17 protein-coding genes are annotated in these 15,756 nt (G+C 47.6%); 13 read left to right on the top strand and 4 right to left on the bottom strand.

Going from position 1 to position 15,756, the window contains the following annotated elements; all coding sequences use genetic code 11:
* Nucleotides 1-27 precede the first annotated feature (27 nt).
* The 3 genes from NQZ67_RS10310 (at nucleotide 28) to NQZ67_RS10300 (ending at nucleotide 3,941) form a co-directional block, all read left to right on the top strand.
* Nucleotides 28-1,785 carry a sensor histidine kinase gene (locus NQZ67_RS10310; RefSeq protein ID WP_257445181.1) on the top strand — a complete coding sequence of 586 codons (1,758 nt, stop codon included), beginning with the start codon at nucleotides 28-30 and terminating at the stop codon, nucleotides 1,783-1,785.
* 31 nt (nucleotides 1,786-1,816) lie between these two features.
* Nucleotides 1,817-3,097 carry an ABC transporter substrate-binding protein gene (locus NQZ67_RS10305; RefSeq protein ID WP_257445179.1) on the top strand — a complete coding sequence of 427 codons (1,281 nt, stop codon included), beginning with the start codon at nucleotides 1,817-1,819 and terminating at the stop codon, nucleotides 3,095-3,097.
* A 490-nt stretch (nucleotides 3,098-3,587) separates the two neighbouring features.
* Entirely contained in the window at nucleotides 3,588-3,941 is a 354-nt protein-coding gene (locus tag NQZ67_RS10300) for a hypothetical protein (RefSeq protein WP_257445178.1), read from the top strand.
* A 135-nt stretch (nucleotides 3,942-4,076) separates the two neighbouring features.
* On the opposite strand, the gene NQZ67_RS10295 is transcribed toward NQZ67_RS10300, so the two are convergent.
* The gene (locus NQZ67_RS10295) at nucleotides 4,077-5,189 is read right to left on the bottom strand and encodes a helix-turn-helix domain-containing protein (RefSeq protein WP_257445176.1); all 1,113 of its coding nucleotides are present in this window, start codon (nucleotides 5,187-5,189) and stop codon (nucleotides 4,077-4,079) included.
* A 188-nt stretch (nucleotides 5,190-5,377) separates the two neighbouring features.
* Here NQZ67_RS10295 and NQZ67_RS10290 point away from each other — a divergent pair, with 188 nt between their 5' ends.
* The 7 genes from NQZ67_RS10290 (at nucleotide 5,378) to NQZ67_RS10260 (ending at nucleotide 9,527) form a co-directional block, all read left to right on the top strand.
* Nucleotides 5,378-5,971 carry a hypothetical protein gene (locus tag NQZ67_RS10290; protein WP_257445174.1) on the top strand — a complete coding sequence of 198 codons (594 nt, stop codon included), beginning with the start codon at nucleotides 5,378-5,380 and terminating at the stop codon, nucleotides 5,969-5,971.
* A 228-nt stretch (nucleotides 5,972-6,199) separates the two neighbouring features.
* Nucleotides 6,200-6,457, top strand: a complete 258-nt coding sequence (locus NQZ67_RS10285) for a hypothetical protein (RefSeq protein WP_257445172.1) — start codon at nucleotides 6,200-6,202, stop codon at nucleotides 6,455-6,457.
* Nucleotides 6,458-6,729: 272 nt separating this feature from the next.
* On the top strand, nucleotides 6,730-7,014 hold the full coding sequence (locus tag NQZ67_RS10280) for a hypothetical protein (protein WP_371825288.1): 285 nt from the start codon (nucleotides 6,730-6,732) through the stop codon (nucleotides 7,012-7,014).
* Nucleotides 7,015-7,109: 95 nt separating this feature from the next.
* Nucleotides 7,110-7,451 carry a hypothetical protein gene (locus tag NQZ67_RS10275; RefSeq protein ID WP_257445463.1) on the top strand — a complete coding sequence of 114 codons (342 nt, stop codon included), beginning with the start codon at nucleotides 7,110-7,112 and terminating at the stop codon, nucleotides 7,449-7,451.
* 96 nt (nucleotides 7,452-7,547) lie between these two features.
* A complete protein-coding gene (locus NQZ67_RS10270; RefSeq protein ID WP_257445168.1) occupies nucleotides 7,548-7,907 on the top strand; it encodes a DUF7674 family protein in 360 nt (119 codons plus the stop codon).
* Between the two features lie 248 nt (nucleotides 7,908-8,155).
* Nucleotides 8,156-8,629, top strand: coding sequence for a hypothetical protein (locus NQZ67_RS10265; RefSeq protein ID WP_257445166.1), 474 nt, complete (start codon nucleotides 8,156-8,158; stop codon nucleotides 8,627-8,629).
* 223 nt (nucleotides 8,630-8,852) lie between these two features.
* On the top strand, nucleotides 8,853-9,527 hold the full coding sequence (locus NQZ67_RS10260; protein ID WP_257445164.1) for a Type 1 glutamine amidotransferase-like domain-containing protein: 675 nt from the start codon (nucleotides 8,853-8,855) through the stop codon (nucleotides 9,525-9,527).
* Between the two features lie 198 nt (nucleotides 9,528-9,725).
* Here NQZ67_RS10260 and NQZ67_RS10255 read toward each other — a convergent pair whose 3' ends face one another.
* Together NQZ67_RS10255 and NQZ67_RS10250 are read right to left on the bottom strand one after the other, a co-directional pair.
* The gene (locus tag NQZ67_RS10255) at nucleotides 9,726-10,040 is read right to left on the bottom strand and encodes a hypothetical protein (protein WP_257445163.1); all 315 of its coding nucleotides are present in this window, start codon (nucleotides 10,038-10,040) and stop codon (nucleotides 9,726-9,728) included.
* Entirely contained in the window at nucleotides 10,033-10,401 is a 369-nt protein-coding gene (locus tag NQZ67_RS10250; RefSeq protein WP_257445162.1) for a DUF6864 domain-containing function, read from the bottom strand. The genes NQZ67_RS10255 and NQZ67_RS10250 overlap by 8 nt, the downstream gene beginning before the upstream one ends.
* A 567-nt stretch (nucleotides 10,402-10,968) precedes the next feature.
* Here NQZ67_RS10250 and NQZ67_RS10245 point away from each other — a divergent pair.
* The 3 genes from NQZ67_RS10245 (at nucleotide 10,969) to NQZ67_RS10235 (ending at nucleotide 14,479) form a co-directional block, all read left to right on the top strand.
* Nucleotides 10,969-12,606, top strand: coding sequence for an extracellular solute-binding protein (locus NQZ67_RS10245; RefSeq protein WP_257445160.1), 1,638 nt, complete (start codon nucleotides 10,969-10,971; stop codon nucleotides 12,604-12,606).
* Between the two features lie 78 nt (nucleotides 12,607-12,684).
* Entirely contained in the window at nucleotides 12,685-13,575 is an 891-nt protein-coding gene (locus tag NQZ67_RS10240; protein WP_257445158.1) for an ABC transporter permease, read from the top strand.
* Between the two features lie 13 nt (nucleotides 13,576-13,588).
* The gene (locus NQZ67_RS10235; protein ID WP_257445156.1) at nucleotides 13,589-14,479 is read left to right on the top strand and encodes a carbohydrate ABC transporter permease; all 891 of its coding nucleotides are present in this window, start codon (nucleotides 13,589-13,591) and stop codon (nucleotides 14,477-14,479) included.
* An 88-nt stretch (nucleotides 14,480-14,567) separates the two neighbouring features.
* Here the strand turns inward: NQZ67_RS10235 and NQZ67_RS10230 are convergent, their stop codons facing one another.
* Nucleotides 14,568-15,743 carry an MFS transporter gene (locus NQZ67_RS10230; protein ID WP_257445461.1) on the bottom strand — a complete coding sequence of 392 codons (1,176 nt, stop codon included), beginning with the start codon at nucleotides 15,741-15,743 and terminating at the stop codon, nucleotides 14,568-14,570.
* Nucleotides 15,744-15,756 lie beyond the last annotated feature (13 nt).

Here is a 15,756-nt window from a genome sequence, read left to right as displayed (position 1 = left end):
TTACCGAAGCCGACCCGAGGTGAAATTATGCGAAACCGCTTGCCGTTCGTCAGTATTAAGACCAAGATTGTACTGATTTGTTTGATCGCCATCATCTTGCCGGTATTCGTCATGACGGTCACATCGTACGCGTCAACCCAGCGGATGCTGGAACGCAAGTATACGGAGCTGATGATGGACGTAGCCGGGCAGACGAATACCCGAATCGAAGAATACCTGAAGGAAATCGAGAAGATATCGTTGGTCGCCAGCTTCGGCATGAACAGCAACGTAAGCGTGTCGGCCGAAGACAACTATCCCATTCAGGAATTTCTACTGGACGACAACAAGGAAAATGAAAATGCGGCGTACGGGCTGCTCATGAATTACGTGATCATGAAAGACCGTGACATCAACTTCTATGTTTATAACCTGAACGGCGGACAGGATTTATTCGTCGGAACCGATCCCCCCTATGACTATACCTATCACCCTTCGGAAGAAGAATGGTTCCGGTACTTCCAAGTATCGACCAGCAAGACAATGACTCTCGATACGCATGTCGACCGCCAGTCGAGGAATGGCAAGCTGGTCATCTCGCATGTGCGGAAAATACTCGACATGAACAGCGGCACGCTGCTCGGGTTCATGGTCGTCAATATCGATCTCGATGTCATTGACGTCGTGAACGGCAGGCTTCAAGAATCGCTGCGATCGCGCTTCACGATTGTGGACGAGGCGGATAATATCATCTATAACGCGAATGCCTCGCTGATCGGCGAAGAGTTCTCCAAGACTGTACGGCCGGATGCGGACAGCCATATCATGGTGGCGAGCCCGTTCGAACGGGAGCGCTGGACAACGTACCTGTACATGCCGATGAGCGAGCTGTCGTCTGAAGGAGCGATTCTTAGGCAGAATATCGTACTTCTGGCAGCTCTGATGATCCTCTTCACCGCTGTCGTGTCGCTGTACCTGTCCAACGTGATTACGCGGCCGATCAAAAAGCTGATGAATAGCATTCTGCTAGTCGAAAAGGGGCAATTCGATCAGGTGGAGGATATCCGATCCCGTGACGAAATCGGCCATTTGTCCGTGAGATTCAACCGGATGTCTCGCGAGCTGAAGGCGCTGGTCGAGCAAATTCAGCGGGAGGAGAGCGAGAAGGCGGCGGCGGAGATGCGCGCGCTGCAGTCCCAGATCAACCCGCATTTCTTGTATAACACGCTCGGCTCGGTGAAGTGGATTGCCTCGATGCAGAGAGCGGATACGATCGTGGACATGACGGAAGCGTTGATCGCTATGCTGCGTTATGCCGCACGCGATGAAGGAACTGTCGTGACCTTGCGCGACGAGTTGACCAATCTGCGCAATTATATGGCCATCCAGAAGGTGCGCTACTATAACCGGATCCGAATGCTGGAGCAATTGGATGAGGAGCTGCTGGACTGCCGAATGCCCCGGATGATCCTGCAGCCGGTCGTGGAGAACGCGATATTTCACGGTCTGTCGGTTCAGGAGGAAGACGGTATGATCGAGATTCGAATGGCGCGCAGGGCGGACGACCTGGTCGTCGAGATAGAAGATAACGGCCTTGGCATGGATGAGGAGACGGCGGCCGCTCTACGGAACAGCTTGTCGGAAGGCCGGGCCGAACGGCGGGGAATCGGGCTGCATAACGTCCAGCGCCGCCTGCAGCTGCATTACGGCAATCGATACGGCATCGAGTTTGACACCAGTCCCGGCGAAGGCACGACGTTCCGCGTCTGCCTGCCTGTCGAGCGAGATGAACGAGGAACGGGATAGCTTAATCGGGTGCTCGGAAGGAGGCGGTCAAATGAAGGGAAATGACTACACGCGAGGCTGGATTGCACTTTGCGCCTTATTCATGCTGTTTGCGTTATCCGGTTGCGGGGCTGCCGGCGAGGCTGTCGACATGTCCGCAAGCAAGAAAGAACGCTCCGAACCTGTCGTGCTGCGCTATTCCAGCTTTCAAATGGATTCGGGCAGCGCCTACTTCGAATGGATCGCCGAGTTCGAGCGGCACAATCCGGATATCAAGATCGATGTCGATTATATCGAGAACGCCAATTATATGACGGGCTTGAAGATGCGGCTGTTGGGCGGCGAACGGATGGATGTGTTCGATGTTTGGTCATCGAGCCTATTCGAGGAAGTTCGTCGGATCGAGCCGAACGCCTACCTGGATATAAGCGGCTCTCCTTTCCTGGACGACTTCCATCCGGCTTCGCTGGCGCCCGTAACGATTGGGGGTAAGGTATACGGCGTGCCGGGGCTTATGCATACAAGCGGCCTGATCTATAACAAGTCGATGTTCGAGCGGCTGGGACTCGAGGTGCCTGTTTCCTGGGACGAATTTCTAATCGTTTGCGAAGAGCTCCGGAGCCGCGGAATCGTGCCTGTAGCACTGAATTCGGAATGGTGGGTGCCGCAATTTCTGTTCGGTTCGATGATGTCGAACAACGGGGCGGACGCGGCGTGGACGGACAAGCTGGAGAGCGGGGAGGCGAGAGCCAATGATCCGATTCTGATCGATGCCATGATGAAGACGAAGGAGATCATTGACCGCGGTTACGTGCCTTCCGACTGGCAGCGTAACAAGCATGAACAGTCCAAGGAAATGCTGTTTAGGGGAGAAGCGGCGATGATCGTTACGGGAACTTGGGATTTACCCAACGTTATATCCCGCAGTCCGGATCAGAAGTTCGAATTTATGATGGTACCCGGCGAGGATCGCACCGTGCCGAATTTGAACATTGGTTCCTACAAGGTCATCAGCTCCGGTACGGATCATCCGGAAGAAGCTAAGCGGTTTCTCGCTTTTATGAACGGAAGGGAGATGCAGCAGCAAGGTGCCCGTACGATGTTAGCCGTTCCTTCGGCGAAAGACGCCATTGTCGATGAACCGATCGTAGACAAGATCTCGTCATTCGTATTGCGCCGCGACGCGGTGATTTATTGGCCGCATACGATATCGACCGAATCGCTGCAGGTTGCGATATTGGAGCAGGTGAACGCGTATCTGGCAGGACAGGATCTGGAATCGACTCTATCCGCGATCCAGGACGAAGTGGATCGGGACCGCGTGGCGCGGTGAAGGTGTGAATAGTGTCAGAAGAAAATAAAGTTCTAGAATGAGAAAAAAAGTATTAGACTGACCATTCTTTGTTAAGCTGACGGGCAGTATTAAACCACTACGCTGCAGGATCCGACTAACGGAACTGACAGACGTTATTCGCTAGATTTCAGGTGGTTTGTCGCTCCTTACGGAACTGAGCGATGTTATTTGCGCCTTTTTAATGGTGGAAAAGGGCCAATCGAATGAATAAGAGCTCACAGTTCCGTAAGAATCCTCAAAATACGATTTTTAGCTCAAATAGCGTCCGTCAGTTCCGTTTAGCAACGTGAGTCTTCGGCGAGATGGCCACTACGGAGAACGTTATTTCAGAGCACCAGGAGCAGTTTGCCTTCGTGGTAGCTGCTTTTTTTCATTAAGCTAAAGGATACTTACAATTTGTGTTAAAATGAAGGTCTGAAGGATCACCGCCGAGATATTGGGAAAACGATCATGCAAGGAGCGATTGTATATGGATAAAAATATCGTCCAGTATCATTACAGTGAGCTGATTAAGTCGTTAATTACGTTGGCTGCACCAGCTGAGAATCAAAAATACATTAAGGGCTACGGACACGTAGGGGACGATATGATAATTGAATTCGATAGCCATTATAATCTCGGCATGACTGTCTATTACCTCAATATAGGGCTTTTCTCAGACAAGCAATTACAGAAACTAGATGATTATGATAAATTTCTTGATAAAAAATGCGGTGAACAAGAGTTGGATTTTTTCACCGATTTTGATCAATTGAAAAGTAATCCGGTATGGGAAGATATTAGAGTGGGAACGTCTAAAAGCTTATCGGGGAACGTTAGCTGAATCCAGACACGACGGCAGCCGGCCTTTGACCGGTTGCCGTTTTCTCAACTAACGGGCAGAAGAGTTGAGTAAAGATTGTGATTAATATAATAAAGCCCTCATTTCGAGGGCTAAGTCAGTTCTTACAACGAACCATTACTTCCAAATGCCCGTATGAACCTTGTCAGTTGCTGCAGTCTCTAGATCTTGGATGAATGCAATCATTCTTTCATCGCTCTGGTATTGTGGAAAGACCTTCTTTAGGCGATTGATTGTGCCCTGACAAGCGTTTTGAGAAGAATTATTTCCCATCATTCCTTTAGAGTCTTCCATAAATTTGATGGATTCCATGGAATATGAAGGGTTCTGATCGAAACGTACCGAATGGTACACGCTCTGTTTAATACTATCCCACATGCCTTCGGTGTCTTCAATTTCGGCTTGAGACTCGGCGAGATCCATAAAACTCCAAGAGCATATCAAGTCACAATAATTGGGCGTTTCATGAATGAAACTCTGAAGAAAAGTGGCATGAAGCTTTTGTAAAGCTACAACATAGTGCAAATTATTCTCTTTTCGAAAGCATTTTTTTAATGGTTCAGTAACCATACCAAATCCAAAAGCTGTATGCCATAGATAATGTTGAAGTTTCGACTTTGCTTCGCGTATATCGCCTTTTTTCATCATAAAATTAGCGATTTCAGGGTCAAAGCAACCTTTTGTATTATTTTTTTCCAGGATTGCAATCGCCTTATCAAACTCTCTAATGGAATCATAAGCAAACGCTATGATTTGTTCAATATATTCTTTTTTTATAGTTGAATCTGATGTCTGTACGGACAAAGCCTTGTTAAAATAATCAATGGACTTTAAAACCGTTTCCCTATCTGGACTATCTGATGAAGTGCCTTGGGAAAAGGTTAGATGCCCCATTTGCAAGAGAATCTCAAAATCGTTGGGATACTTCTTTAAAGCTTCCTCAGCAAGAGGCAGTCCGGTATGAAAATCATGTACAATCGTGATTTCCTTCAGTCGATCTCTATAATCCTGGGCATTTTTAGGTTCAACTTTATAATCAAGCAATGCATCAACCGAGACAGTAAAGAAGCTTGCAATTTCAGGTAGCAAGGAAATATCAGGATAAGTGTTCCCGCATTCCCATTTTGAGACGGCGGCAATTGAAACTCCAACTGCATTAGCAAGCTGTTCTTGGGTAATGCTCTTCTCTTTTCTCAGATTTGTAATTTTGGAACCAATGTTTAATTTCATTGCCCATCTCCTCAACATCATATTATCAGCAGATGTAATTATCATATCATTGACCGTAGACGCTGATAATGGAGCATTTTTTTAACTCAGTTGATACAAATATTAACTATTGGTTAAAGTTCTCAGCACTCGGAGCAGGAAATCAAGAACAAAGGTGGGATTGGATGAGGTTAGGAGAAATTTTCTTAATGAACAGAGGTCTTTGTTTATATGATTTCGGTTATAAACCTGACCCAGGGCATGTCGAGTTAACGGATAGTGGCAACGTAGTTTTTTATCATTATACAAGGGAAGAGCATCTGGACAAGATTTTAGCCCCGAACAGCGGTCTGTTTGCCAGGAGGCAAGTTGATGTATGCCCGAATCCTCCACAGGAGTTTAAAGGTTATTTCCTATCAGAGGGGTTCCTTGAAACACTTCCATTATGGTTAACAGATAGTCCTTATTTCGGAGATTTAGGCATCGAAATGGTAAGAAAATACATTGGCAATATTTTATTGAGGGTCGAATTACCTTTCAGTTTCCAAGGGCTTTTTGTCGCTGATTATGCGCATGTCCTCGAAGAGAAATACTTTAGTTCAAGAGGGTCAACACCACTTAATTTAGGTTACAATTGTAGTTCGGGCAGGGAAATTACTCAAGCATATGTCAATTCGTATATTCCTGCAAAAAAATACAATAGTGCTCATATTGCACCCCTTATGCAGGTGATACGAAGGGGAGAGGGTATTGTTATTCCATCTGAATATATAGCTTTAGTGTCTGAACAGCCGTTGCGCTAACGGGAGACGATAGCTCAATAAAGACATGAAGACAACCGATCTGCGCGATCGGCTGTTTTTATTGAACTAACGGGCAGAATAGTTCCAATATGTGGTATTATCAGAATGTATTTCTTTCTCTTTTTGTTGGAGAACTGGACATGATAGGTTCAACACTTCGCGACAAGAAAATGATTAGTCGCAAACAGCTCTTATAGGAATCGCGTGAGAGGGCATGGTGGTTGTTCTATGGAGATAAATGAATTAAAAGAAAATTTAAAAAGCAGATATCCTACTTGGAATATTTATTATGAGCAATCAGGGGAATGCATATGGGTTAGTATGAATGATAGCGATTTAAATTATATTGAATTACAAGTTACAAGTAATGAAGGTGTTGGAATTACAAGAAGGACAGACAATCCTGGAATTGATTTTTCAGGACATGATGAAAAATTTAATAGTCTTAAAGAAGCATTGGAATACCTGGATAGAAATTTATTGTGAATACCTCAGAAGCATTAAGTTAACTGGGAACGTTAGTCAGACATCAATGAATTTTGGGTGGAGTTTCCGAACGTTGAATCTCTCAATAAAAAAGTCGTGATGCCTTCTGAAATTGCTTTAATTATTTCGGGGGCAATCAGACAAGGTTGGAATCCTAGAAAGAAAGATGCAGTATTAAGCTTTAAACTTTCTGATAACAAGCTGGTTCTCTTGAATTAACGGGAGACGATGGCCACAACCATTAGAGGTGTAAAATGGCGATATCTAAATGGATTCCAGTCCGAAATATAAGTGATGATGAGAAAATCTGGTCTGGGACAAAAGTAAGGATTTATCATGTTGGTTTAAAAGTTACGGATATGAATGACGATTATTACGAATACCTAGTATCTTTTATTTTTGATAACAATGAACATCTTCAACTAACCAACCTCACACAAGGCAAGGCGGGCAATATTCTTTGTGTTTTAAAGAAAGACACACCAAACCATTATGCACTCGGAAAAACGCTGAAAGATAGGATCGGACTTGAAAATACATTTGTGCTTGTAACTTAGGTTGATTGACGGGGAACATTAATTAAACAGCTTGTCACCTCGGCAGCTGCTTTTATTCATTCTCCTCAGGGCCAGGATAATGTGAGGTGAAATTAATGTATTACTATACCAGTATCCATTCTGATGATTATACAAAAAAAGTGAAATCAAAGGCCTTGGAGCAATACTTAATTAGTCATTTAGAATTCGAAAAGGTTAGTCACCTGACATTTAGCAAAGAAATCAATGGAGAACTTATCAAGATAAGGGGAATGCATGCTGATGAAGATGGTAACTATGGGTTCGATACACTCGATGGAATTGAAGAAGTTAATTTAATTGAAATTGATTTACCCCAACACATTGATGCCATTCTGGAAAGTATCATTGCTGATGTTGCTATCGCGATTGCAAATGAGTTTTCATTGAAAATTGACGAAGACAATGGATTAAACTAACGGGAGACTTCAGTTTAATGATCCAGGAGTAGGCTGCCTGTGCGGCAGTGCGCCTTAATCAACAGAATATTAGAATTTTAAGAAGGTTGGGTAAGCTTGAAATATAATGAACTTTCAAAAATATTTGTTAATGAATTTCCACAATTCAGGCTTAACCTTATTGAACATGAAGCATTATATGAGGAAGTTCTTAACCATGTGTTTTTTGGTGATTTAAATGATTATTTAATCAGATTGCTAAGAAAAAATATAGAAACTGAGTTACTAATACGACTGTTTGAATTTTATGAGAGGATGGAACTAAAGGGGGATACTTCAGTTAAAGAAGTTTTGTCTTGCACTATTCTAGAGAGGCTTGGGGACGAAAAGGAAATACTAGAAATCGCTTATAGATATATGGGTAAGACAACAAGAAAAGCGTCGGATAATATTGAAAGAGTATGGGGGAGGTTATGAGAATTTCTATGCATACTCCGAAGCCACCTACAACCTTTACTACCGCATTCACGCTTCGAACCATTCGGCAGGATTCATTACGCTAACGGAGAACGATAGTTTAATCAGAACAGGGAGCAGATCGCCGCGGCGCTGCTCCTTGTTCCGTTGAAGTAACGGGAGATTTGCTTAATAAAGCTGTGTTGTGTATGACGAGGTAGTTACCGTTAGTGTAAAGTACTATGTATACTCTAATTGGTGGTGTTATGGTGGAATATGGACTGCTTCTTAGTTGGGAGCAAGAAAATAACGCAATTCAAAGAACAATTGAAGGTTTCTGGAACGCTTTTCGAAAGTGGAAAAATGAGGATAAGAGCGAATATCATGATCTGTTCTTAGGCAAGTTGGATGAGGATTTCATTATTATCGATGTGGTATCGATTAGCCTTAAGCAATATTACGACCGTGAAGGTGCCGCCGTTTTCTGCTCGCTTCGATTACACTATGTTAATACACTGATTGGTACCTATGACATGGAATTTTTATTGGATGGCACAATAGCAGATGATTACTTATCATTCGAGGACAAATATAGTCTTCGTCAAACATTGACCGTAGACAAATACAGTTTGCGGTTTGCACGGAAAGCGTTGGTTGAAGGGATAGAAGAGAAAGTAATCAATAAAATAACGGGTTTAGAAATGGAGTATATCGAAATTTTGAAGAAAAAGTCATTGAGCTAACTGGGAACTTTAGTTTGCCGCCGCGGCTGCTACTCCTTTTTTATTGAAATAACGGGAGTTTAGATTGGCAATCTGTAAGAAACAATCCGAACTGAAATGTCCTAAAATCCATTATATAGATACTCAGTCAGTTTGGGTTTTATAGCAACTTAGACGTCCGCACCCTCGCGTGAGATGCTAAAGGAATAAACATCAGACGCACATAAAGAAAAGGAGTGAATTTATGAAATTTCTGCTTACATCTGGAGGCATCAATAACAAAAGCATACAAGACGCACTGGTTGGCATGCTAGGCAAGTCGATCGCTGACTCCAACGCCCTGTGCATCCCCACCGCGATGTACGGACACCCCTGGGTTGGCCCCGGCGTCAAAGCCTGGGAATTCATCAGCGGAAAAGAAGAAAATCCTATGGTCAACCTAGGCTGGAAGTCCATCGGCGTGCTGGAGCTCACAGCGCTGCCAAGCATCAGCGAAGATCGCTGGGTGCCGCTGGTTCTGGAAACGGATGTCCTGCTGGTGGCGGGCGGAGATGCCCTCTACCTGTGCCACTGGATGCGGCAATCCGGGCTGGCAGACCTATTGCCGTCGTTACAGGCAGTATATGTGGGAATGAGCGCCGGGAGTATGGTGTTGGCACCTAACATCGGGGGATTCTTCGTTGGCTGGACTCCACCGAGCGGTGGCGATGAAGCACTAGGACTGGTTGATTTTGCAATATTTCCGCATTTGGATCACGAGATGTTGCCGCATAACACAATGGCCTCTGCAGAGAGCTGGGCCGCCGGAATGCAGGTGCCGGGGTATGCGATTGATGATCAGACCGCCATCAAAGTGATCGACGGAGCAGCTGAAGTTGTTTCCGAAGGGCATTGGAAACTTTTTGGCCCTAGTCTTTAGGAATGTGGCGTTCAACTAACTGGGAACGTTAGTTTAACAAGAAGAGCGGCAGTTCTTTTCAGTCTGATCTGCCGCTGCTTTATTTCATGGATCAGTCTTAAGCTTATTATTCCATTGCTGACGATTCCATAATTTTAAGCGTCGTTAGATCAATGACCCCAGTCTACTACTTGATTTTCTTAGAACAGCCATCCTAAACTAACCGCCGTTCTCCTTCGATCGCGATCCGATCAAGTAGCCTATAATGGTTGATTCGACTGGAAGCACGACTAACGTCCACATCTCCTTTAAGCCGAAGCTGGGGGAACGGTATGTCTCCGGCGTCAATGTATAGATAAGCGCAATGAGAAGGACGGATAACGCGATCGTGCCTACGATATACAGGCGAACATTTTCGCCCGATCCGAAAAATTTACCGAGAAAACCGAGTTCTGCTCTTCGTTTCTCGCTTTCTGCATTTGCCGCTATAATTTTGCTAGCGACCTTCGGGTCCTGGATTTCGAGTTTATTCATGAGTCGGAACCCCCTCTCCCGCATAAAAGGTGAAGGTCAGCGCCCAGGAAGAGGCATCGGAATTAACGGTAATCTCGTAACGCAGCGAAAGTTTCCGGTTGTTCATAACCCCAAGATGAATCATGTCGGAGCTGCCGATCGGCTTGCCTCTCGGGAAGTTGATGCATGTAATGCGTACTTCATTATGTTTAACGAGCCTGATATCCGTCGTGAAATCATTCCGCTCCTGATCATATTCGATACAAAAAACAAACGAAAGAGGATCGTTTTCCTCCGACAACACGATTTCGATCGGGTTCATCTCATAGGCGAATACTCTGCCGTGATAGGCCACTTCGAAGCTTCCGGACGTAATTTTCATTGCAACCCCTCCAAAACAATTTGACCTGCTCGCGTTTTCCTTCTTCTATTCTACGAGAGCGATGGCTGGGACATGACATCCCCAACGCAAGGAGTTAGTGGAGTGCGCCGGCACCTTCCGAAGCGGCGCTGTTCATCTTCACTTTGGGTTTTTCTTGAAAACGATTACCTATCAAATTAAGTCCAATAGATTTGATGCCCGGATGCTCGAGGAAATGGCGGAGCATGCATTGGCATTAAATCAAGATTTAAAGGTTATCTACATTGACACATGTCTAATTGATAATCAGTCCTGTATGTCATGTCATCTGCAAACTGTTACAAATGGAACAGGGGAGCTCGAGCGGCGAATTGCCGCTCGAGATTTTTTGTTTTGGAGGCCGCGGCTATTCTCCTCTTGCACTTTTTTGACGGGATCGGATATTTTTTTGACTGCTTCCGAACCGCTGGTAGTTGCATGCTGACGGAAGGTCAAATAAAGGCAACCAACAGGTTAAACCCGATGATATACCCTGTCTGCCGAGTGAACTACAATGAAGAGGAATGATATCGACGAGGGGGGACTTATATGAGAAAAAAATGGATCGCGGCAGTCATGGCTTGCTGCCTGGTAGCGCTCTCGGCTTGCAGCAACGGAGGAAACAACGGGGAGGCGCCTGCGGCGGAGCCCAAACAAGCGGTGAAAGAGAACGGCGAAGTTGATTACGCGTTCGGCAAGTACGAAGAACCGGTAACGATCCATACGGTTCGGGCCGAATACGCGTCTGCTCAGTTTCCGGCAGGCGACGATATGTCTAACAACGTCTGGACACGCGCTTACAAGGAAAGGTTCAATATCGAGGTCGTGACGGACTGGGTCACCGACGAATACGATACGAAGCTGAACCTGGCCATCTCGTCCAACGAGCTCCCGGACGTCTTCCACGTCAACGCCACCCAGCTGCAGCAGCTGATCGAAGCGGACATGATCATGGATTTGACTGACGTGTTCGACAAGTACGCCTCCGATAGGGTTAAGGGCTATATGGAAGCGGACAGCTCCAGCTACGAGTCCGGCAAGAGGGACGGCAAGCTGTACGGCATCCCGCAATTGCATTGGGGCTTCATCGATCAGCCGGATTTCGTCTGGATCCGGAACGACTGGAAGGAAGAGCTGGGTCTGCCCGATCCACAATCGATCGATGACGTCAAAAATATCGCGCTCAAATTCATGGAAGCTTACGGCGGCTACGGCATGGCCGTCGACCAGACCCTGGATTACCTCAATGCCCTTGCGATCGCGTGGGACGCCCATCCGGATATGTGGCTGAAGGATCAAGACGGCAAGATCGTTTACGGCTCTGTCCAACCTGAAATGAAAGATGCGCTGGCAGCGTGGGCCGAGTGGTACAAGCTTGGCATTATCGATCCGGAGTTTCCGGTCAAGGATTTCAGCGCCATGAACTCGAACGTGGTCGCGGGAGAGGTAGGCGTTCAGCCTTATTGGCAATGGTGGGGCTATAACCCGGGTGTCGACGTCGTGACCAACTTAGGCAAAGACGCGGTGTTCTACCCGTACAAGATCAAGAAGGCGGATGGAAGCGACGCGACGCAGTCGATCTTCTTCGCGAACGGCGTCTATACGGTTGTCAGCAAAAAGTCGAAGCACCCGGAGGCGGCGATCAAGCTGCTTAACTTCTATGCTTATATTCTGGATGAAGGCGTAGGAAGCGAAACTCCGGAAGCGTTGTCCGCTTTCATCGACAAGGATATCGCCCATGTGACCGGCGCGTTCAAGATCATTAACCCGAATACGGACTACGAGCAGTTCTCGCGCGTCAGCGAAGCGCTGGCCTCGGGTGATACGAGCGCGTTCACGACGAGCGGCATGTGGCAGAAGTACAACAATAGCGTGGAATTCAAGAAGAACGGCACGCCGGCCGCGACCGGAGACTACTTGCAGCAAGGCTCGCCGAAGAATGCTTACGGTCTCTCCAAGGAAATCATCGACAACAAGCAGTATATAGAGACCGCGCTTTGGGGCGCGCCGCCGGAGGAGCTCGCGGATCACGGCTCTACTCTCGACGACATTCTGACGGAAGGTTTTACGAAAATCATTATGGGCGCCGAAAATATCGACTACTTCGACACGATCGTGGCGAACTGGCGATCGGCCGGAGGCGACGCCGCGACTCAAGCGGTCAACGAGATGTACGGCGGCAACTAACAATCGGATCAATCGCGCGCGGGAGAGGCGGGAAGCTGGCCTCCTCCCGCGTAAACCGGTATGGAACGGAGGAACGGCATGCTGGCCAAATTAAAAAGGCAGAAATCGTATCATTTGATGCTGGTCCCCGGCGTCATCCTCACCTTTATTTTCAGTTACTTGCCCTTCTATGGGCTGATCATCGCTTTTCAGGATTACAATCCGGGCATGGGCTTCCAGTCGCCTTGGGCGGGCATGGAAAACTTCCAGCACGTGTTCAATCAGCCGAATTTTCTCCGCACGATCTGGAACACGCTTTATATGTCGTTCTTCAAGATCGCACTAGGGATCGTGGTTCCCGTCTTCTTCGCCCTTCTTCTGAACGAAGTCGCGCGGTCCCTATTCAAACGAACGTTCCAGACGCTGGTCTATATCCCGAACTTCTTGTCCTGGGTCATTATGGCCGGCATTCTGATCGATATTCTCGGATCCGATGGCTTCGTCAACACGCTGCTGGGCGTATTCGGCATCGAACCGGTTTCGTTCCTGGGCAGTCCGTCCATCTTCCCGTGGACGATGATCGTCACCGACGTGTGGAAAGGCTTCGGCTTCGGCACGGTCGTCTACTTGGCGGCGCTGACAAGCATCGATCCCGGTCTCTACGAGGCGGCCTTGATCGACGGCGCGAATCGTTGGAAGCAGACGATCTACATTACGCTGCCGCTGCTGGCGCCGACGATCGTATTAATGTCCGTGCTGTCGCTCGGCAACGTCCTGAACGCCGGCTTCGATCAAATCTTCAACTTGTATTCCCCCGTCGTCTACGAGACGGGAGACATCATCGATACCTACGTCTACCGGTTAGGCATTCAGCAGGCGCAGTATTCCATCGCCACCGCGGTCGGCTTGTTCAAATCGGTCGTCTCGTGCATCATGGTCGCCTTGTCTTACGTGCTCGCGAACAAAGTTGCCGGTTATCGTATTTTCTAAGGAGGCGTTGAGCATGGCCTATGAAAACAGCACCGGGCGCAAGCTATTCCATGCGTTCAACTATACGTTCCTGCTCTTGACGTCGCTCTTGTGCGTCCTTCCGTTCGTGAATTTGCTGGCCGTGTCATTCAGCGGAAGCGCGGCCGTATCCGCCGGGGACGTCGCGTTCTGGCCGGTCGATTTCACGACATCTGCCTATGAATTCGCGCTGGAAGGCGGCGATTTCCTTCAATCTCTATGGATCTCGGTGCAGCGCGTCGCGATCGGCACGATCGTCAACCTCGTATTGATGGTGCTGACCGCTTACCCGCTGTCCAAGACAAAGGATAAGGTGTCGGGACGCAATATTTACATGTTGTTCTTCGTCATTACGATGCTGTTCAACGGCGGACTCATTCCCAGCTACCTGATTGTCGTCAAGACCGGGCTTATCGACTCGATCTGGTCGCTTATTCTGCCGGGAGCGCTGCCCGTCTTCAGCATGATTATACTGATGAACTTCCTCCGCGGCTTGCCGGAAGAGATCGAAGAGTCCGCAACGATCGACGGAGCGGGTGCCATGCAGATTCTGGTCCGAATCTTGCTTCCGCTGCTTAAGCCCGCGCTTGCGACGGTCGGCTTGTTCAGCATCGTCGGGCATTGGAACTCGTGGTTCGACGGCATTATCTACATGAACAATACGTCGAATTATCCGCTGCAGAGCTATCTGCAGACGCTGCTGCTGAGCTTCGAGCAGCTTATGATGAAAGCCGGGCGAGACTATACGCAGCTGCTTGCGATGATGAACGTGCGCACCGGCCGCGCCGCCCAGTTGTTCCTGGCGGCCATTCCGATTATGTTGATCTATCCGTTCTTGCAGAAGTACTTCACGAGCGGTCTCGTGCTGGGCAGCGTGAAGGGATAGGGCGTGAGTACCCATGCGAAAACCTCTTCCCCCGATTCGGGAGAAGAGGTTTTTTCGCATGTCTATTTATTGCAACCCCAGGGTCTCATTAATGACCATGACTTCTATGTTCAACATGTTCGATTGTTCTTTTTTCGGTTAGAAAGTACACCAGAGCCAAGAGCGGCAAGATCGTTCCGATAAGAGAGGTTAGGCCCCATCCTCCCTGGGTATAAGACCAGCCTCCCAAAGATGAACCGATGGCTCCGCCTACGAAGAATATGGCCATGAAGAGTCCATTCAGGCGTCCTCTCGCTTCACTTCCCAATGAATAAATCGTACGTTGACTAATTACAAGATTCCCCGATACAGCCATGTCAAGCGTAATAGCCGAAACAAAGAAAAGAATCAGAACGAAGGTTGAAGAGCCTTGGAACAGATGGATGAGCAAAAAAGACAATGCGGCTACAATTATGGCTATTCCCGTTAACGCATTACTCCAGCCTTTATCCGCCAATCTTCCGGCAATCGGTGCAGCTATCGCGCCGCCTACGCCAACTAGAGCAAACCAAGCAATACCTATTTGGGATAATCCGAAATGATCCGCTAAATGCAAGGGAACAACAGTCCAAAATAAACTGAAAGCGCCAAATAAACAAGCTTGATAGAGCGCGCGACGTCGTAACGAAGGAGTCTGATACAAGATGGCGCCTAAAGAAAGAATTAATTTCTCGTAGCGTACGACCGGAAATGGCTTGCGAACCGGAAGCGCAAAGGATAGCACGGCAGTTAATAAAGAAATAACGATGGCAGACAAAATAAAAATAGCTCTCCAATCCCAGAGACTGGTTACAAAGCTTGCTACCGGCCGGGCGAACATAATACCGAGCAGGAGGCCGCTCATCACATTGCCGACAACGCGGCCGCGCTGATCTTCGGACGCTAAATAGGCGGCGAATGGGACCAGGATCTGGGCTACTACCGATGCAATGCCAATGAAAAAAGATGCGATAAAAAACAATGGCGCATGAGGTGCGAGTCCGGCAGTTAACAATGCTCCAATTGCAACCATGAGCAATATTTTCGTGAGTCGCCGATTTTCAATCATGTCGCTTAGCGGTACGACGAACAGCAGTCCGGCTACATAACCGATTTGGGTCACTGTAACAATTAATCCCGCCGTTGAAGCAGTAAGGCCAGTTGCCAGGCTAATAGGCCCTACGAGAGGTTGCGCGTAATAAAGATTGGCAACGATGAGTCCGCACGCGGCTGCCAACAGAAACATCGTCCATCTTGAG

This window comes from Paenibacillus soyae (genome assembly GCF_024623455.1).
Taxonomy (GTDB): domain Bacteria; phylum Bacillota; class Bacilli; order Paenibacillales; family Paenibacillaceae; genus Pristimantibacillus; species Pristimantibacillus soyae.
The sequence above is the reverse complement of the archived record's forward strand: the minus strand, read 5'-3'. Positions and strand labels throughout refer to the sequence as shown.